Raw genomic sequence first — 18,290 nt, forward strand, 5'->3', positions numbered from 1 at the left:
CCCTCAAAAATCACTATCTTTGCACACTCGTAATTCAAGGTTCAGAGTTCAATGTTTAAAGTTGGAGAAACCTTGGGTTGCCCCTAAACCTTAAACTTTGAATTTTACAATATGAAATGTGGAATCGTAGGCCTGCCGAATGTAGGTAAATCAACTCTTTTTAACTGTTTGAGTAATGCAAAAGCTCAATCAGCAAACTATCCTTTCTGTACTATTGAACCGAACCTTGGAACGGTTTCTGTACCAGATCAGAGATTATTTGAACTGGAGAAAATTGTAAAACCTGAGAGAGTTTTACCAGCGGTAGTTGAGATTGTTGACATTGCAGGTCTTGTAAAAGGAGCCAGCAAAGGAGAAGGATTGGGGAACCAGTTCCTGGCTAATATCCGTGAGTGTGAAGCAATTATTCACGTTTTAAGATGTTTTGATAATGGAAATATCGTTCACGTAGAAGGTTCAGTAGACCCGTTAAGAGATAAAGAAATTATTGATATAGAGCTTCAGCTGAAAGACCTTGAAACAGTAGGAAAAGCAGTTGAAAAAGCTAAAAAGTTCATCAAGTCAGGAAAAAAAGAAGATATTCTTACTTACGAAACACTTCAGAACTTACAGAAATTCCTTGAGGATGGTAAAAATGCAAGAGAATTTGCTGTAGATGATTTTACAAAATCAATTATCGGAGAAGTTCAATTGCTAACGAATAAGCCTGTACTTTACGTTTGTAACGTAGATGAAAACTCTATCAAAAACGGAAATGATTGGATTGCTAAGATTGAAGAAATGGCTAAAGGTGAGGGTGCTGAAGTAGTAGTACTAGCAGCACAGATCGAAGCTGATATCAATGAGCTTGAAACTTTTGAAGAAAGAGAAATTTTCCTTGATGAGTTAGGGCTTACAGAACCAGGTGTTAACCGTTTGATCAGAAAAGCTTACGATCTTTTGAAACTTCAGACTTATTTTACTGCCGGAGTGAAAGAAGTAAGAGCTTGGACTATCGGACAGGGCTGGACAGCTCCACAGGCAGCAGGAGTAATCCACACAGATTTTGAAAAAGGATTTATCCGTGCAGAAGTAATCAAGTATAACGATTATATCCATTACGGTTCTGAAGTAAAGATCAAAGAAGCCGGAAAACTTTCAGTAGAAGGTAAAGAATATATAGTACAGGATGGAGACATCATGCACTTTAGATTCAATGTATAAGAAAATATTAAAGTTCGTTTATAATAAAAAACGCTTCCATGTATTTGGGAGCGTTTTTTGCATTTATGTGTTAAATTTTAAAATTTAATTTGATTCAAATAGAAATCGCTTCCTGGGTGGAAGCGATTTCATTATTTATTTTTTTTCTGTTTATTACAGTTCAATACCAGGTTGACATTGTAATTCTGCACAGGCAAAAGAAAATTTCTTACAAGTAAGGTCCGGAAGCAGACACATTTCTTTTCCTCCAGTTATTACTCTTAATTGTTTTTTGTTCAATTTTTTTCCGTTAGTTAGGTTTTGATTTTTCATAATGTTTAATTTGAAGTTTAGTTAATTACTCTATAAGAATTTTATAATTGTGGTCTGCATATTTTTTGTGCACAGCCAACAGAGATCTTTGTACAATTTCTGACATCATCAGGCGGATATGTTTCACATGGAAATTCTGTACATGGTCTTGGTTCCATACAATCTAACATACCTCCCTTAATAATTTTTAATTGTTTTTTGTTTAATTTTTTTCCAATTTGATTGATTTGATTTTTCATTGATTTGATTTTTAATGGGTTAGTTCTGACGAAAATAAAGAAAATAAATGGATTATATCACTATATTTAGAAAAAATAAAGTTTTTTTAAAAAATAAAATTTCATAATACTACTCCCGGATTTTAAATTAAATGAACCAATCTGTTGAAGTTTCAATGAATTAATAGTATATTAATTTTTCAATTTATCTTACCGGATATCAGAAGTTTGAAGCTCTGACGTGCAGCCTGTAATCATTTAAAAACAAGTTGCTTGGTAAGTTCGTATATTTGAATTTTACAAATCATTTGCGATGGAAAAAATAACACATACTTCACTGGAAGATTTTTACAAAGAGATGGCTGCCAAATTAGGTAAAGATCTCGAAAGTATTTTTCCAAAAGGACTTCATAAAGATATCGGACACTTTAATGTTTTTGATATTGCCCAGACACTAGAAAGAGCAAAGACGACTTCCGAAATGCCCTATAACAGAAGGAAATACTATAAGATAAGCTTTATAAGAGGACAAAACAGGGCAGAATATGCTGACAAAGTAATCTCGATTAAACAGAATGCTTTATTATTTGCAACTCCAAAAGTTCCCTATCATTGGGTGCCCGAAGATCCCGATCAGTCAGGAAGTTTCTGTGTATTTACAGAAGACTTTTTGATTAAAGATAAATCCTATTATAACCTTGAAGATCTCCCTATTTTTCAGCCTGGAGGAGTACCTATATTTGAAATTGATGATGAACTTGCAGAAGAAATAGAAAACCTTTTTAAAAAAATAAAAACAGAAATAGATTCGGATTATGTTTTTAAATATGACCTGATCAGAAACTATGTTCTTGAACTCATTCATTATGGGCAGAAGCTACAGCCTGCTACCAAAATTTTCGCATCAAATGATGCTTCTATGAGAGTGGTTTCTCTATTTATAGAGCTGTTGGAAAGACAATTTCCTATTGAATCCTGGGATCAGAGACTGCAGCTGAAGACTGCGAAAGATTATGCGGACAGATTGGCGGTTCATGTCAATTATTTAAATAAAAGATTAAAAGAAAGTACCGGGAAAACAACTACAGAGTTTATTTCGGACCGTATTATTCAGGAAGCGAAAATACTCTTAAAGCAGACCAGATGGAATGTATCAGAAATCTCTTATGTTCTGGGTTTTGAAGAAATTGCCCATTTTTCTAATTTTTTTAAAAGGAAAACTTCTTTTACTCCATTGGAATTTCGCTCCTGATTTGAATTTTGCAAATTTCAGATTGATTCAAGCAAATACTTCGGTCTGAAAATGTCTCAACTTTGTACCATCAAAATAATCAAAATACAATGAACACAAAAACAAATATCGCATTGGTAACCGGAGGTAACCGTGGATTGGGAAAGAACTCAGCACTAAAAATTGCTAAAAAGGGATTAGATGTTATCATTACCTACAGAAGCAATAAAGAAGAAGCCGAAGCTGTTGTGAATGAAATTAAAGCACTAGGACAGAATGCGGTGGCTTTCCAACTGGATACAAAAGACATTACAAGCTTTGATGCTTTTGTAAAAAGCGTTACAGATCACTTAAAGGAAAATACAGGTAGCACTCATATTGATTACCTGATTAATAATGCAGGAACGGCTTTATATTCACCCATTACGGAAGTGACTGAAGAACAGCTTGATGATGTGGTAGATATCCATTTCAAAGGAGTGTTTTTCCTGACTCAGAAATTTTTGCCATTTATCAATGATGGGGGAGGAATTATCAATATATCTTCAGGATTGGCAAGATTTGCAACACCGGGATCTTCTGTTTATGGATCTATAAAAGCAGGGGTGGAAATGCTCACAAAATATATGGCCAAAGAATTAGGATCAAGGAAAATCAAAGCCAATGTAGTGGCTCCGGGAGCTATTGAGACAGATTTCGGCGGAGGAAGAGTAAGAGATAATGAAGATATTAATACTGCAATAGCAGGTGCAACAGCTTTAGGAAGAGTAGGGCTTCCTGATGATATTGGTGGCGTAGTGGCATTTTTGTGTACGGAAGATGCAAGATGGATCAATGCACAAAGAATTGAAGTTTCTGGAGGAATGTTTTTATAACATTTTGTGAGATTTCATTAAAATAACCCGGCCGGCTCATTTTGAGCCGGCCGGGTTATTATTTTGCTGTTTTTATTACTCAATGGCTTCAAGAGGTTCAGGCAGCTGGCATTTGAGCTCTCTGCATCCGGGTCCAATGTATATGCAATATCCTGAAGAATTGGTACATCTTATATTGCCTAGACCTCCACTGATTCTACTTAATTCTTCTTTGTTTAATTTTTTTCCTTGTGAGATGATTCCTTTTTTCATGATTTTGATATTTAATGGATTAGTTATTTTATAAATATATGAAAATCAATAACAATAAGCCATCTGTTTTTAGCCTTTCCTAACAAAAGCACAAAAAAGTATTACGATATCCTTGATAAATTCTCAATAGCTCTTTCCAATGTTTCCTGTTTCTTGGCAAAACATAGCCTGATCACATTCTCATTCAGCTTATTTTTATAAAACGAAGAAAAAGGAACACTGGCCACCTTATGATTGATCGTAAGCTCAGATGCAAAATCAAAATCATTTTTATCCGAAATCTTATCATACTTCACTGCCTGAAAATAGGTTCCCTCGCAATCTAACAGTTCAAAAGATGTTCCTGTAAGACCTTTTCTTAGAAAGTCTCTTTTTTCCTGGAAAAACTGACTCAGATGGGTGTAATGTTCATCGTTTTTCATGTATTCTGCCAGTGCAAGCTGAATAGGAGTATTCACACAGAAAACGTTGAACTGGTGCACTTTTCTGAATTCATCCGTTAAGATTTTGGGAGCTGCACAGTAACCTACTTTCCAGCCGGTAACGTGAAAAAGCTTCCCGAAAGAAGCAATAAGAAGACTCCTTTCTTTCAACTCCGGATATTTACAGATGCTTACATGCTGTTTTCCGTCAAAAACAATATTTTCATACACTTCATCACTTAAAATAAGAATGGAAGTTCCTTTTACCAGTTGAATAAGTTCTTGTATATCATTTTCTGTAAGTATTTTTCCGGATGGGTTGTTTGGATTATTGAGAATAATCATTCTTGTTTTGTTGCTGACAAGATTTTTTACAGCAGTCCAGTCGATTTTATAATCCGGAGCTTTCATTTCAAAACGTTTTACAATACCACCAAAAAGCTCTACGGTAGGTTCATAACAATCATAGGCCGGCTCAAAAATAATTACTTCATCATCTTTCTTGATAAAAGCGGCAATAGCTGTGAAAATAGCCTGCGTTCCACCTGCTGTAATTGTTATTTCAGAGTCTGGATGATAAATTGTTTGGTGGCTGTTCTCAATTTTTCTGGCAATTTCTTCCTTCAGACCAATCATTCCTCCCAGAGGAGCGTACTGATTAAAGCCTTTTTTAATAAAGTGATCTACATGATTTAATAATTCCGGATCAGGCATGAAATCCGGAAATCCCTGAGAAAGATTGATCGCTTCATTTTCGTTGGCAAGTTGAGTCATCTGACTGAAAATAGTAGTTCCTACATTGGAAAGTTTTGATAAAGGAAGTTGTATCATAAAAACAGTTTTGTTCATCGAATTTAATGAAATATTTAAAACAGACTCAACTTATAAAAATAAAAATTAAATAGAGATAGGTTTAAGGCTGATTTTGAGATATTTAATAGTTTAAATGATAAATTTTTGAATAAATATGATTTTAAACATATGTTTGGTTTTCTCCTTTTTAATGTACAGAAAGATACCTACATTTGTTAAACACACAACTATTAAAAACAATGACAATGAAGATTAAGAAGACAGAGTTTCCTGAAAAATCAGTTTTATCCCAGGGAAAAAAAGATTTTGATTATATTGATAGTTTTAAAGGAGAATTGTCACATAGCAGCCGGAATATTGATATTTCAGAAATCGGAAAAGCTTTCTTTACAAGCGGACCGAAATGGGGAAAGAAAATGTTTGCTTTCAGAAATAAAGTAGTAGGGGTATTGGGGCTGAAGACCGGATCTGAAACAGAAAAGCATCAGATGGAAAAGGACTTTAAATGTGAAGTGGGAGAGCGTATGGGTATTTTTAGGGTGTTTGATAAAACAGATAATGAAATTATTATTGGGGAAGATGATAAACATCTGGATTTCAGAGTTTCCCTTTTGTTTGGTGAAAATAAAGAATATCTTGACGAAAAATCCATTACTATATCAACTACAGTAAAGTTTCATAATTGGCTGGGTGTATTATATTTTCTTCCTGTTCGCCCTTTTCATAAGTTGATTGTGCCTGTTATGTTGAAAAATATGATCGGACAATTAGAAAAAAGATAAATATTTACCCTTCATTATTAATTGGATATGAAAAATGCAGTCTCAAAGATTGTCCAACTTTTGAAACTGCATTATGGTTATTGTTTTCTTGATTATTTATTGGGAGATCATTAGTTTTTGTGAACCGGTTTTTCCTTCAGCTGTGAGTTCAACAATATAAGTTCCCTGAATAAGCTTCTCAATATTCAATCTGATGCTTTGGCGTCCACTATTGAGATTTTCAGATTTTTCGAATACTGTTTTTCCTGAGCTGTCAATAATTTTCACATCGGCTTTTTCCTTCTTTGAAAGTGATGTTTGTATATCCACATAGTTTTTGGCAGGATTCGGAACCAGAGAAATATCTCTTTTTCTGCTCGTCTGAAGTTCCTCTTTTGAAATGGCTTCCAGATCAGGACGTTCACTGCGGAGACCCGTGTTGTCAGTTTCTTTTAAAATGACTTTTCTTGAATAGCAAAATGTAATGCAGGTACTACATTTTTTTAAACCTTTACTGTCGGATTGAATTACACATACTGTGTATGAACCGGGGGTATTATAAGTGTGTGAAGTCATGTGATCGGTAAGTGGTGTTCCATCTCCCCAGTTTACAGAGTAGTTGTTGGGAGGATTATAACTGTCTAAAAGTACTTTAGCTGTTGCAGTATTGCTTGTAGAGCTGAATGAGGTTTCCAGTTTGAAATTCGGGTCACAGTCAGCACATGGTTTTACACAGATGTTGTCATACCATACTATTTCAGATGGATTTGATGTATAATCAGGAGTTATCATTACAGCAGTTGAATTATTGATGATGTTGTCGAAATCTGTACAGGTTGTACCACTGCTGGGATCCATAGTCCACGTTCCTTCAGAATTGGAGGGGAGAACAGAGCCGCTACAGTTGGCAATAGGAGCGCGCACCCGCACCCATCCGCTTCCTTCAGTTACGGTGATATTGGCAACAAACGTGATTATCTTGCTGCCGGACATGATGTGAATGGATGGATGTATGGGTGGAGACCCATTAAATGTTCCGTCATTTTCAAGATAGAAATCAAAAAATAAGCATTGTCCCGGAAACCGTTGCCCCAGATTTTTAAAATCTATTGTATTGATGAGCCGTGAACCTCCGGAATCATCAATTAGTTTTAGAAACTGAGAACCATCCAGAGTGTTGGGTGTGCCGCTTGAAATGGTTACATTGCCATTAGGATAAGGAGCGTGAACCCAGTTTCCAGCCGGAAAGGTAGGCGAATTAAAGTCTGAGCAGGGTGCTTGTGCTTTGAAAAGCAGACCACCCAGAAAAATGCAGATGGTAAAAATGTATGCTTTTATCATAATACAGTATTGATTTTATAGATCAAAAATCAACAAAAAACTTTAGTGTTAAATTTTGTGTATTGACTTCTGATAAAGGTATTATGATATTAAAGCATTCGGTAATACGGGTTGATAAGTGTATTTGTTATCTTAATAAGTGTCAGTAAGTTGCTTTTAATTGTAGTTAGATGATGATTTTGGTTTCCCATTGGGTGGCAGTCATTCTTTAATCCAGATATCCTATCCGGTGAAGGAAATCATTTTTTTTGCGGACAGAAACATCCAGCACAGAATGGTCAGCCATTACTACCTGGCCACCTTTTCCTTTGATATATTCTTTAAGATGAGACAAGTTGATCAGGTGCTTATGATGGATCCTGAAAAAACTATATTTTGAAAGCTGTTCCTCAAATTCGTGGAGTGTTTTGGAAACAATAATCTTGGTTTTATCTGTGAAATAAAATGTAGTATAGCTGGAATCTGCCTCACAGCGGATGATTTCACTGATATCTGTGAGTTTAAACCCCTGCAGGGTCGGAAGGCTGATCTTATTATTTTGAAGACTTACTGTACTTTTACTTTTTCTGATGCTTTCCAGAACTTTATTCACGGCGATGATAAATTCCATTTTTTTGATTGGCTTCAGAAGGTAATCGGCAGCTCCGTTTTTAATGGCCTGAATTGCAAAATTTTCAAACGCTGTAATAAAAATAATCTTGGAATCAACTTCTCTGAATTTTGAAAGAAGATCAAATGCAGTTCCATCTTTCAGCTGAACATCCAGAAAAAGAATGTCAGGTGTATTTTTAGAAAGATAAATATAAGCTTCCTCTACACTGGCTGCCTGGTGGGTGTTCTCTATTTCTGGGAATTCATTCTCCAGCAGCAGGGAGATATAATCTCTTCCATCCTGCTCGTCATCAATGATGCATGCCTGTATTTTGGTTTTCATAAGGTGTAATATAAAGTGTGATTTGAGTTCCCGGTCTTTTTTCTTTCTCCTGAAGATCGGTTATTTCTAATATGATATTAGTAGCAAAAAGCTGTCTGAATGTTTCAATTCTCTTTTCAGATAATTTTACTCCAAAAGAATTTGCACTGGCATGGCGCTTTTTTCCAATACCTGTACCATTGTCTTCAATAATTACACAGAGAGCGGTTCCTGTATATCGAAACAATACTTCAATGTTTCCTTTTCTGTCCTGAAGGTTCGCTACACCGTGTTTTATGGCATTCTCTACAAAAGGCTGTATGAGGAGTGAAGGAACGGTCCAGCTTTCATTTACATTTTCAGAAACAGTAATTTTATAATCGAAAAGATCTTTCAGACGCAGTTTTTCCATATTCAGATATAAGGACAGATATTCTGCTTCTTCTTTTATGGGCATAAAGGTTTTTTCGGAATAATGAAGCGTTTTCCTGATCATTACAGAAAAGGTATTAAGATAGTTCTCTGCTTCATTATAATCTTTTTTATAAAGTAAAAAATGAATAGAATTGAGACAGTTATAAATGAAATGAGGGTTAATCTGTGCTTTAATGGCCTGAAGCTCCAGTTCTGCAATTTTCTTTTCGTAATATAAAGTCTCCAGTTTTTTATTTCTCTTTTTCTGAAAATAAAGTGTAATTAGCATAGATAATACAGCAGCTCCAATGAAGACAAGAAGCAGTTTAAACCACCACGTTTGCCAGAATGCAGGTTTAATCTCAAAATGCAGGTCGGTAGAGACATACGACTTTCTTCCGTTATAACCCAATCCGAAAATTTTAAAAGTATAATCTCCCGGAGGAATAGAATTGAAAGTAATATTCGGGGAACTGCCGGTCTGCCAGTCTTCACTTAGTCCTTCAACTTTATATCGATAACTGATTTTCCCCTGTGAAGCAAAATCAGGAAAACTTACATTGAAGGTCAGGCTGTTATCCGGAGTCTTGCCTGCCAATGGTTTGTCAAGATCAAAAAAATGGTTATTTCCAATCTTTACAGAATTAATGATTACTTTTTTATGAACAGACTTCTGCTGGCTCAGCAGGCTTTTGATGGAAAGAATACCCAGCCCTTTTGATGTACCTGCATAAACGGTATCTCCGGAAATAACACATCCGGCAACAACATTGGAGGGGAGGCCGTCTGTATGGGTGAAATTATTGATTTTAAATTTTTTATCTTTAAACTCTATTCTGCTAAGACCATAATTGGTACTTACCCAGAAAATTTTTTCATTTTCTATTTCTATTTTTTTGATCTGTCTTGTTGGAAGTCCATTGCTTTCTGTGATTTTTTTGATCACCCCGGAATTATTAAACAAGATGACTCCGTTAAGATTGGTAGCACCTGCATAAAGGTTATTACTAAGTTTTTTAATATCTGTAAAATAATACCCTTCCAGAAACAGCTTTTTCTTTTTTGTAGCAGTATTCAGCTTATAGAGATCTTTAAATGTTCCGGCAAAGATGCTGTCTTTGGTGTAGGGTAATGCTGTATAAATACGGTCTCCCATCATCAGCTTTTTGTAGGATCCTGTATGATGATTGTAAGCAACAAGGCCTTCTAACGTACAGAAAAGTACAGATCCTGAGGTATAAGGTACCATATTTTTAATAACCTTTCCTTGTAGAACACGCTTTTCACCCGTTTTAGTATTATATTGGACCGGATCTCTGGAAAGTCCGAAGATGGTTGTATTTCCATCAGAGAAAATAGCTTTGTTTTCCAGTTTTGAATTTCCTCCCAAATGGAGATCAGTGATGATTCCGTTATGATAAATACCACCCTTGGCTTCATTATAGCCGAGATAGATTCTGCTTCCGTTTTTAGTAATAGCAGTAATATGGGATAAGCTGTTCTTTACAGGAAAATGAATATAATTTCTGAAAAACAGATCCGAAATAAAGAAGAGACCATTGTTTCTGGTAGAAAACCAAAGATTGTTGTCTCTATCTGTCAGTACATCATGGATGATGTAGCCATCCATCAATCTGATAGGATCTGATAAGCCCTTTGTTTCCATGAAAGGGTTTTTGAAGTAAAGTACGCCACCATTTTCGAAGCATGCCCAGATCCTGGAATTTTTATCAATAGCCAGACGGTGTATATTCTCGTGAGCCGTATAGGAAGCAATTTTTTTGAAATAGGACTGATGATAGAGTTTATATAGATCAACCTTTCTTCCATTTTTAAAAATAAAAAAATCTCCCTTCCTTGCTACCGTTGTATTGGTTTCGATCGAAATATTACAGACTGTTTTTTTTCCGGTAAAAACATTGTAGACTTCCATATTCTTTTTTTTATATCTGTCAGAAATGTAAAGAAGTCCGTTTGTCATATCCAATCCGAAAGCAAAATAAGAATCCGAAGCAGTCTGATTGAGAGAAATAGGGATTGTTGTGATTTTTTCGTTTTTGTAAACAAAGATGTTTTGGGGATTGTTTCCTTCATACAGGTAAACTGTATTCCCTTTGGTATGAATGTTTGTGGTATAAGTAAATTTTATTTTTTTTAACTCCGGGTTGAGATCTGAATTGATGATTCTGCCTTTCTTCAGATAGGCGAAATCATTCAGGAAAGAAATAATAAACATTCTGTTGCCGGGAATTGGAAAACAATTCAGGATTTCAATGTTTTTTAATCCGTTCTTACTTCCGAACTGCTTAAATTCTGTTCCGTCAAACCTGAAAAAACCATTGTCACTTCCTATATAGATGAACCCGTCTTCATCCTGATTCAATCCGTAAGTATAAGAGCTGTTTAGCCCGTCTCCTTCATGATAATGTACCATTCCTGGAATTTGAGCATTACATAATGAAACAGCCAGTAAAATGAAGAAAAATAAATAATAGATTGTAATTTTTTTCACATTTAGTAGAATAATTGTGAAAATTATATAATTTGATTGATAATACTGCAATTTTTTTGGGAAAATCTTTAAAAAACAAACTGAAAAATTCGGATAATTTTATACAATTTTGTACTTTTGTATGTTTGCTGAAATCATATATGTCACAAGAAATAAATCCAACCTATTCAGAAGATAATATCAGAACCCTCGATTGGCAGGAACATATCCGTCTGCGTCCCGGCATGTACATCGGGAAGCTTGGTGACGGGTCTTCCGCTGATGACGGTATTTATATTCTGCTTAAAGAAATCCTGGATAACTCCATTGATGAGTTCAGGATGAGATCAGGTAAAAGAATCGAAATAAAAGTAGATGACGGAAAAGTTACAGTTCGTGACTTTGGACGTGGAATTCCATTGGGGAAAGTAGTAGATGCTGTTTCCAAAATGAATACCGGAGGTAAATACGACAGTAAGGCGTTCAAAAAATCTGTAGGATTAAATGGGGTCGGTACCAAAGCGGTAAATGCACTTTCTGAGTATTTTAGAGTACGTTCTTTCCGTGACGGTAAAATGAAAGCTGCAGAATTCTCTCAGGGACTTATCAAAGAGAACTTTGAAGAAAAGGAGACCTCTGACAGAAATGGTACTGAAATTTCTTTCATTCCGGATGGTGATATATTCCTGCATTTCAAATACAGAAAAGAGTATATCGAAAGAATGCTTCGGAATTATGCATACCTGAATCCAGGGCTTAAAATTCTTTTCAACGGAGAAACCTATTTCTCTGAAAACGGTCTTAAAGATCTCCTTGAAGAAGAACTGGAAAGTGAGACACTTTATCCTATTGTTCATTTGAAGGATGATGATATTGAAGTGGCAATCACCCATACTGACAAATCTCAGATGGAAACCTACTTTTCATTCGTAAATGGACAAAATACAACACAGGGGGGGACCCACCTTAATGCATTTCGTGAAGCTTATGTGAAGACAATCCGTGAGTTTTTTAATAAAAGCTTTGAAGCTTCTGATATCAGAAAGTCTATCATTGCTGCGATTTCCATCAACGTAGAAGAACCCGTTTTTGAATCTCAGACCAAAACAAAATTAGGATCTAATGATATGGGACCGAACGGACCTACCGTAAGAACATTCATCATTGATTTCCTGAAAAGCAAACTGGATAATTTCTTACACAAGAACCCGGAAATTGCAGAAGCTATCCAAAGAAAAATTTTGATTTCCGAGAGAGAAAGAAAAGAACTTTCCGGAATTCAGAAACTGGCTAGAGAAAGAGCTAAAAAAGTTTCTCTTCACAACAAAAAGCTTCGTGACTGCAGACAGCATTATAACGATCAGAAAGCCGAAAGAAAAGGAGATACTCAGATCTTCATTACCGAGGGAGATTCTGCATCAGGATCTATCACAAAATCCAGAGATGTGGAAACACAAGCAGTATTCTCACTGAAAGGTAAACCATTGAACTGCTATGGTCTTACTAAGAAGGTAGTATATGAAAATGAAGAATTTAACCTTCTTCAGGCTGCTTTAAATATTGAAGAAAGTCTGGAAGACCTGAGATACAACCAAGTGATTATTGCTACCGATGCCGATGTTGATGGAATGCACATTCGTTTGCTGATGATTACTTTCTTCCTGCAATTCTTCCCGGATCTGATTAAAAACGGACACCTTTATATTCTTCAAACTCCTTTATTCAGAGTAAGAAACAAGAAAGAAACAAGATACTGCTATTCAGAAGCCGAAAGAGTAAAAGCATTGAATGATCTGGGAAAGAATCCTGAAATCACACGATTTAAAGGATTGGGAGAAATTTCTCCGGATGAATTCAAGCATTTTATAGGTCAGGATATCAGATTGGAACCTGTGGTACTAGGGAAAGACCAAACCATTGAACAGCTTCTGGAGTTTTATATGGGAAAAAATACTCCGGACAGACAAACTTTCATTCTTGAAAACCTTGTTGTGGAAGATGATACTGATATTGCTAAAAAAGAAATTCTGAATGAAATAGAAAATTAGAAACTTAAAAAAACTATTTGTAGAAACTATTAACTAAGACTGAAAAAAACACAATTTTGGATGAAGTAGGAAATTATAAAACTTACACAGCCAAAAAAATAATAATGAGACTAAGTAACCGTAATAAAGCATCAGTTTATAACTTTTTAAGCACCCTACTTCTTATGATAATGGTGCTTGGGATAATTGCATTTATAGCTAATAAATATAGATTTAATGCGCTGGAAGATGAAAGTTATTTATTGATTATTGTTCCTATTATGATGCTGATTAGCTTTTATATTTGTGGACGGCAGATTTTTGAATATGACAGCGACGGAGAAGCTCTGAACTTTAAAAACAGGAATATTATTCCTTTTTTAGACAAGCCTCTTCACGATGAATTTCCAAAATATAAGCTGATAAAATATGATGTAGTCAGTATTTTATTTATCAAAAGATTATACATCACCGTTTCAAGTAAGAATAACGGATCTACGATACTGAAATATCAGATCTCTTATTTGAACAGAAAAGAAGTAAACGATTTAAAACTCTCTCTGAATAAAGTAGTAAAAGCTAATAAAGAGAAAAAAGACAAAAAAACAGATGACGACAGAAGAATATTCGCATGAGGGTGAAAGTTTAAAGAAGGTTTCCGGTCTGTATAAAGACTGGTTTCTGGATTATGCTTCCTATGTAATTTTGGACAGAGCTATCCCTTCGGTGTATGACGGTTTAAAACCCGTTCAGCGAAGAATTATGCACTCTATGCGGGAACTGGAAGATGGCCGTTACAATAAAGTGGCTAACATTGTGGGTAATACCATGAAATACCACCCACACGGAGATGCTTCCATTACGGATGCTATGGTGCAGGTAGGACAGAAAGAGCTACTGATAGATACTCAGGGAAACTGGGGTAATATTTATACAGGAGACTCTGCAGCGGCGGCAAGGTATATTGAAGCAAGACTGACTCCTTTTGCGCTGGAAGTAGTCTTTAATCCTAAAACTACAGAATGGACCAAGTCTTACGATGGAAGAAATAATGAACCTATCGACCTGCCGGTAAAGTTTCCTTTGCTTCTAGCACAGGGAGTAGAAGGTATTGGAGTAGGACTTTCTACAAAAATACTTCCGCATAACTTCAATGAGCTTATCAATGCATCGGTAGCTTATCTGAAAGGGAAGAGGTTTGAGCTGTATCCGGACTTTTTAACAGCCGGTTACCTGGATGTTTCAGAATATAATGACGGCCACAGAGGTGGAAAAGTAAGGGCCAGAGCCAAAATTACGCAAACAGATAAGCACACATTGGTGATTTCCGAACTTCCTTACTCGAAAACCACAACCGATCTTATTGATTCTATATTAAAAGCCAATGAGAAAGGGAAGATCAAAATTAAAAAGATTGAGGATAATACTTCAGACAAAGTAGAAATCCTGATTCATATTCATAATGATGTTTCTCCGGATAAGACCATTGATGCTCTGTATGCATTCACAGACTGCCAGGTGACAATCTCTCCGAATGCCTGTGTGATTGTAGGTGACAAACCTATGTTCATGAATGTTTCCGATATTCTGAAAATGAATACGGACCATACCGTATCATTATTGAAGAAGGAACTTGAAATTGAACTTCACGAACTTCAGGAAAGCTGGCATTTCTCTTCACTGGAAAGAATTTTTATTGAAAACAGAATCTATCACGATATCGAAGAGGTAAAAACCTGGGAAGATGTATTAAAGACCATTGATGCAGGATTAAAACCTCATACCAAACATCTTTTAAGAGCCATTACTGAAGAGGATATCTTAAAACTGACCGAAATCAGAATCAAGAGAATTTCAAGATTCGATTTAGATAAATTTAAAGAAAATATTGCATCGCTGGAAGGTAAAATAGAACAGGTAAAATACCACCTGGCGAACCTGATCGCTTATGCTATAGATTATTATTTAAATATTCAGAAAAAGTACGGTAAAGACAAACAGAGAAAGACAGAACTTAGAATTTTTGATACCATTGATGCTACAAAAGTAGCGGTAGCTAATGAAAAGTTCTATGCTAATTTTGAAGAAGGCTTTATCGGAACTTCCCTGAAGAAAGACCAGTATCTGTTTGACTGCTCTGATATTGATGATATTATCATTTTCAGAAAAGACGGAAGCATGAAAGTGGTAAAAGTAGAGGCAAAAACATTTGTTGGAAAGGATATCCTGCACGTTGCCATATGGAAGAAAAACGATAAAAGAACAGTGTATAATATGATCTACCGAGAGGGAAGAGAAGGACCATATTATATGAAACGTTTCTCTGTAACCGGAGTGACAAGAAATACAGATTATCCGTTAGCTTCAGATAAAAAAGGTTCGGAAACACTCTATTTTTCAGCAAACCCTAATGGTGAAGCAGAAACAGTAACAGTGCTTTTAAAACCAAATCCAAGAATCAGAAAGAACAAAATGGAGATCAATTTCTCCGAACTTGCCATCAAAGGACGTGATTCCAAAGGAAACCTGGTAACAAAATATGCGGTTAAGAAAGTGGATATGAAGGAAGAAGGAGTTTCTACCCTGGCGCCTAGAAAGATCTGGTTTGATGATACCGTAAGAAGACTGAACGCAGATGCAAGAGGAACATTACTGGGAAGCTTCAAAGGAGATGATAAAATTCTGACCATTAATACAAACGGCGAAGTAAAGCTGGTATCTTTTGATCTTGGAAACCGTTTTGATGATGAATATCTGGTGCTGGAAAAATGGAGACCTGCACAGCCTATTACCTGTATTTATTACGATGGAGAAAAAGATATTTACTTCATCAAAAGATTCTTACTGGAAAATACGGTAAATCTCCAGACTTTCATGCCTTCTGAACACCCGAAATCATTCATTGAAAATGTAATCGTTGCCAATGACGTAACGGCAGAAATTATTTTTGCGAAAGATAAAGGCAAAGAACGTGAACCTGAAACAATAAATATTGATGAATTTATTGCGGTAAAAGGAATAAAGGCAATAGGAAACCAGTTTACAAAGTTTAAAGTAAAAGCAATCAATATTACCATTCCTGAACCTGTGGAAGAAGAACCCGAAGTCTATGAAGAGCCGGAACCCACAGGAGATGCAGACGAAGACGGAGGAGTTATCGGGGATCTGTTTCAAGGTGACGAACCTGAAAATTAAAAAGAAATGAATATTTTAATATTATTTATTGCAATTACGGCTATTATAAGCTTCATAGCTTTTAATAATCCTGCTATTACTGAAAAATATAAATTTAGTGTTGGCGCTATTCTTCATAAAAAAGAATATATCCGTTTGCTTTCATCAGGATTTTTACATGCTGATATCATGCATCTGGTATTCAATATGCTGACATTATATTTCTTTGCACCTATTGTTATTCAGGGCTTTGGGAATATAGGATTTATCATTGTATATCTGGGAGCCATATTGCTGGGAAACTTCCTGTCATTATACATCTATCAAAAGCAGCCCTGGTACTCTGCGGTAGGAGCGAGTGGTGGTGTTTCAGGAATTCTTTTTGCTTCCATAGCACTGATTCCTGATCTCAAAATCTATCTCTTCTTTATTCCGATTGGCATTCCCGGATACATTTTCGGGCTGGTCTATTTTGGTTATTCTGTTTATATGATGCTGAATCCGAGAGCACACGATAATATCGGACATGCAGCTCATTTGGGAGGAGCTTTTCTGGGATTAATATATGCTGTGATAAATGCACCGGAACATGCCATGCAAAACGGAATTTATATTGGAATCATGTCTCTTCCATTAATTTATCTGGGATATGAAATTTTTGTAAGGAAACGAATAGGATAAAAGACTATTTTTAATTAAAATATTAAAACCAATGAACACATCAGAGTTAAACAGTTTCATCGTGATACTTATCTATGGTTCATTGGTTTTGCTTTCTTTGCTGAAGCTCGCCAATCCTTTAAAAGTAAACCATAAAGCCAATTTCTGGTTTGGTATATTTCTTTTTCTGTGGTCTACCTTTTGGCTGGATGAGGTTTTGTTTCTTATCACAGGTACCACGGTTGAGTTTCATTCCCTGTTTTGGGTAAGGTTTATTCAGTTTTTCACACCTATTGTTTTTTACTTTAGTGTGCTGTTTTTTACCAATCCTTCTTTTACCTTTAAAATCACTGATCTGAAGTTTTTATTACTTCCGGCGGCTTTTCTGTTGTGTCTTATATTGATCAAATCGGGATATGCCGCACCGTTTGAATATCTGAGTGTCATTTTGATCCTGATTCAGGCACTGTTCTATACCGGACTTTCTTATATTACCATCAGAAAGCACCAGCGGAAGATCCAGCAGTTTTCTTCCAATACCGAAGGAATCAATCTGAATTGGCTTGAATATATCATTCTGGTACTTCTTATTGTGAATATCATCTACGTGATATACAATCTGTTCTATGATCCCAAGTCATTGAATTTCTTTATTAATGCTGTCTTTTTATCTGTTATTTACTGTGTGGGATATTACTCTTTGAAACAAAGGGAAATCTATCCTTTAGAAGAAAAACAGAGAGAAGAGCTGATCTCTATCAATGAAGATTCCGATTCAGAAGAAATAAAGAGAAAACTAATCTCTGATGAAGAATTAATGAAGATTAAAACCTCACTTGAAGGACTTATGGAAACCCAGAAACCCTATCTTGACAGTGAACTTAATCTGATCCGGCTGGCTGAAATGCTGTCTGTTTCTACCCATCATCTGTCTTATGTCATCAATACAGGCTTTGGAAAGAATTTCTTCCAATATGTGAATGAATTCAGAGTAGAATATGCCCAAAAGCTTCTGAAGAAATCAGACAGTAAATTATCAATTCTGGGGATTGCATACGAATCCGGATTCAATTCCAAGACCTCATTTAATACTACGTTTAAAAAGGTAACAGGGCAGACCCCTTCTGAATTTAAAAAATAAGTTCAGGTTTATAAAGTTTTACTTTTTTATTGGATTATAATA

General features: G+C 35.5%; 16 protein-coding genes. 9 read left to right on the plus strand and 7 right to left on the minus strand.

The features are described 5' to 3' along the window. The first annotated feature begins 111 nt into the window (after positions 1 to 111). Positions 112 to 1,203, plus strand: a complete 1,092-nt coding sequence (gene ychF, locus SFA27_RS09405) for a redox-regulated ATPase YchF (protein ID WP_047377472.1) — start codon at positions 112 to 114, stop codon at positions 1,201 to 1,203. A 153-nt stretch (positions 1,204 to 1,356) separates the two neighbouring features. On the opposite strand, the gene SFA27_RS09410 is transcribed toward ychF, so the two are convergent. Together SFA27_RS09410 and SFA27_RS09415 are read right to left on the minus strand one after the other, a co-directional pair. Beyond that, positions 1,357 to 1,515, minus strand: a complete 159-nt coding sequence (locus tag SFA27_RS09410; RefSeq protein ID WP_407297885.1) for a hypothetical protein — start codon at positions 1,513 to 1,515, stop codon at positions 1,357 to 1,359. Between the two features lie 41 nt (positions 1,516 to 1,556). Beyond that, positions 1,557 to 1,754: a hypothetical protein gene (locus SFA27_RS09415; protein ID WP_264517717.1), complete on the minus strand. Its 198-nt coding sequence runs from the start codon at positions 1,752 to 1,754 to the stop codon at positions 1,557 to 1,559. A gap of 292 nt (positions 1,755 to 2,046) precedes the next feature. On the opposite strand from SFA27_RS09415, the gene SFA27_RS09420 reads away from it, so the two are divergent. Together SFA27_RS09420 and SFA27_RS09425 are read left to right on the plus strand one after the other, a co-directional pair. Continuing rightward, positions 2,047 to 2,985: a helix-turn-helix domain-containing protein gene (locus tag SFA27_RS09420; RefSeq protein ID WP_407297887.1), complete on the plus strand. Its 939-nt coding sequence runs from the start codon at positions 2,047 to 2,049 to the stop codon at positions 2,983 to 2,985. A gap of 89 nt (positions 2,986 to 3,074) precedes the next feature. After that, positions 3,075 to 3,839: an SDR family NAD(P)-dependent oxidoreductase gene (locus SFA27_RS09425; RefSeq protein WP_407297889.1), complete on the plus strand. Its 765-nt coding sequence runs from the start codon at positions 3,075 to 3,077 to the stop codon at positions 3,837 to 3,839. Between the two features lie 75 nt (positions 3,840 to 3,914). On the opposite strand, the gene SFA27_RS09430 is transcribed toward SFA27_RS09425, so the two are convergent. Further along, positions 3,915 to 4,091 (minus strand): bacteriocin, encoded by a 177-nt coding sequence (locus SFA27_RS09430; protein ID WP_264517720.1) that lies wholly within the window; start codon positions 4,089 to 4,091, stop codon positions 3,915 to 3,917. A 101-nt stretch (positions 4,092 to 4,192) separates the two neighbouring features. Next, on the minus strand, positions 4,193 to 5,344 hold the full coding sequence (locus SFA27_RS09435; protein WP_407297891.1) for a methionine aminotransferase: 1,152 nt from the start codon (positions 5,342 to 5,344) through the stop codon (positions 4,193 to 4,195). Between the two features lie 227 nt (positions 5,345 to 5,571). On the opposite strand from SFA27_RS09435, the gene SFA27_RS09440 reads away from it, so the two are divergent. Further along, complete coding sequence (locus tag SFA27_RS09440) at positions 5,572 to 6,108, plus strand: DUF2867 domain-containing protein (protein WP_407297893.1); 537 nt, start codon at positions 5,572 to 5,574, stop codon at positions 6,106 to 6,108. Positions 6,109 to 6,204: 96 nt separating this feature from the next. Here the strand turns inward: SFA27_RS09440 and SFA27_RS09445 are convergent, their stop codons facing one another. The 3 genes from SFA27_RS09445 to SFA27_RS09455 form a co-directional block, all read right to left on the minus strand. Next, on the minus strand, positions 6,205 to 7,428 hold the full coding sequence (locus SFA27_RS09445; protein WP_407297895.1) for a T9SS type A sorting domain-containing protein: 1,224 nt from the start codon (positions 7,426 to 7,428) through the stop codon (positions 6,205 to 6,207). A gap of 208 nt (positions 7,429 to 7,636) precedes the next feature. Next, on the minus strand, positions 7,637 to 8,362 hold the full coding sequence (locus SFA27_RS09450; protein WP_407297897.1) for a LytR/AlgR family response regulator transcription factor: 726 nt from the start codon (positions 8,360 to 8,362) through the stop codon (positions 7,637 to 7,639). Then, a complete protein-coding gene (locus tag SFA27_RS09455) occupies positions 8,331 to 11,267 on the minus strand; it encodes a histidine kinase (protein WP_407297899.1) in 2,937 nt (978 codons plus the stop codon). The genes SFA27_RS09450 and SFA27_RS09455 overlap by 32 nt, the downstream gene beginning before the upstream one ends. Positions 11,268 to 11,407: 140 nt before the next feature. On the opposite strand from SFA27_RS09455, the gene SFA27_RS09460 reads away from it, so the two are divergent. The 5 genes from SFA27_RS09460 (at position 11,408) to SFA27_RS09480 (ending at position 18,248) form a co-directional block, all read left to right on the plus strand. After that, entirely contained in the window at positions 11,408 to 13,294 is a 1,887-nt protein-coding gene (locus SFA27_RS09460; protein WP_264517726.1) for a DNA topoisomerase IV subunit B, read from the plus strand. 104 nt (positions 13,295 to 13,398) lie between these two features. Then, positions 13,399 to 13,908 (plus strand): hypothetical protein, encoded by a 510-nt coding sequence (locus SFA27_RS09465; RefSeq protein WP_047377464.1) that lies wholly within the window; start codon positions 13,399 to 13,401, stop codon positions 13,906 to 13,908. Next, positions 13,883 to 16,468, plus strand: coding sequence for a DNA gyrase/topoisomerase IV subunit A (locus tag SFA27_RS09470; RefSeq protein ID WP_407297902.1), 2,586 nt, complete (start codon positions 13,883 to 13,885; stop codon positions 16,466 to 16,468). Before SFA27_RS09465 ends, SFA27_RS09470 begins: the two co-directional genes overlap by 26 nt. Positions 16,469 to 16,474: 6 nt before the next feature. After that, the gene (locus SFA27_RS09475) at positions 16,475 to 17,128 is read left to right on the plus strand and encodes a rhomboid family intramembrane serine protease (protein ID WP_047377462.1); all 654 of its coding nucleotides are present in this window, start codon (positions 16,475 to 16,477) and stop codon (positions 17,126 to 17,128) included. 31 nt (positions 17,129 to 17,159) lie between these two features. Then, positions 17,160 to 18,248 (plus strand): AraC family transcriptional regulator, encoded by a 1,089-nt coding sequence (locus tag SFA27_RS09480; RefSeq protein WP_047377461.1) that lies wholly within the window; start codon positions 17,160 to 17,162, stop codon positions 18,246 to 18,248. Positions 18,249 to 18,290: the final 42 nt, after the last annotated feature.

This window comes from Chryseobacterium sp. HR92 (assembly GCF_045689405.1).
In the GTDB taxonomy this organism is placed as follows: Bacteria; Bacteroidota; Bacteroidia; order Flavobacteriales; family Weeksellaceae; genus Chryseobacterium; species Chryseobacterium viscerum_A.

What these genes read in the sequence shown, in the direction of transcription:
- ychF (WP_047377472.1), top strand. Translation starts at nt 112, where the DNA reads ATGAAATGTGGAATCGTAGGCCTGCCGAATGTAGGTAAATCAACTCTT.
- SFA27_RS09410 (WP_407297885.1), bottom strand. Translation starts at nt 1,515, where the DNA reads ATGAAAAATCAAAACCTAACTAACGGAAAAAAATTGAACAAAAAACAA.
- SFA27_RS09415 (WP_264517717.1), bottom strand. Translation starts at nt 1,754, where the DNA reads ATGAAAAATCAAATCAATCAAATTGGAAAAAAATTAAACAAAAAACAA.
- SFA27_RS09420 (WP_407297887.1), top strand. Translation starts at nt 2,047, where the DNA reads ATGGAAAAAATAACACATACTTCACTGGAAGATTTTTACAAAGAGATG.
- SFA27_RS09425 (WP_407297889.1), top strand. Translation starts at nt 3,075, where the DNA reads ATGAACACAAAAACAAATATCGCATTGGTAACCGGAGGTAACCGTGGA.
- SFA27_RS09430 (WP_264517720.1), bottom strand. Translation starts at nt 4,091, where the DNA reads ATGAAAAAAGGAATCATCTCACAAGGAAAAAAATTAAACAAAGAAGAA.
- SFA27_RS09435 (WP_407297891.1), bottom strand. Translation starts at nt 5,344, where the DNA reads ATGATACAACTTCCTTTATCAAAACTTTCCAATGTAGGAACTACTATT.
- SFA27_RS09440 (WP_407297893.1), top strand. Translation starts at nt 5,572, where the DNA reads ATGAAGATTAAGAAGACAGAGTTTCCTGAAAAATCAGTTTTATCCCAG.
- SFA27_RS09445 (WP_407297895.1), bottom strand. Translation starts at nt 7,428, where the DNA reads ATGATAAAAGCATACATTTTTACCATCTGCATTTTTCTGGGTGGTCTG.
- SFA27_RS09450 (WP_407297897.1), bottom strand. Translation starts at nt 8,362, where the DNA reads ATGAAAACCAAAATACAGGCATGCATCATTGATGACGAGCAGGATGGA.
- SFA27_RS09460 (WP_264517726.1), top strand. Translation starts at nt 11,408, where the DNA reads ATGTCACAAGAAATAAATCCAACCTATTCAGAAGATAATATCAGAACC.
- SFA27_RS09465 (WP_047377464.1), top strand. Translation starts at nt 13,399, where the DNA reads ATGAGACTAAGTAACCGTAATAAAGCATCAGTTTATAACTTTTTAAGC.
- SFA27_RS09470 (WP_407297902.1), top strand. Translation starts at nt 13,883, where the DNA reads ATGACGACAGAAGAATATTCGCATGAGGGTGAAAGTTTAAAGAAGGTT.
- SFA27_RS09475 (WP_047377462.1), top strand. Translation starts at nt 16,475, where the DNA reads ATGAATATTTTAATATTATTTATTGCAATTACGGCTATTATAAGCTTC.
- SFA27_RS09480 (WP_047377461.1), top strand. Translation starts at nt 17,160, where the DNA reads ATGAACACATCAGAGTTAAACAGTTTCATCGTGATACTTATCTATGGT.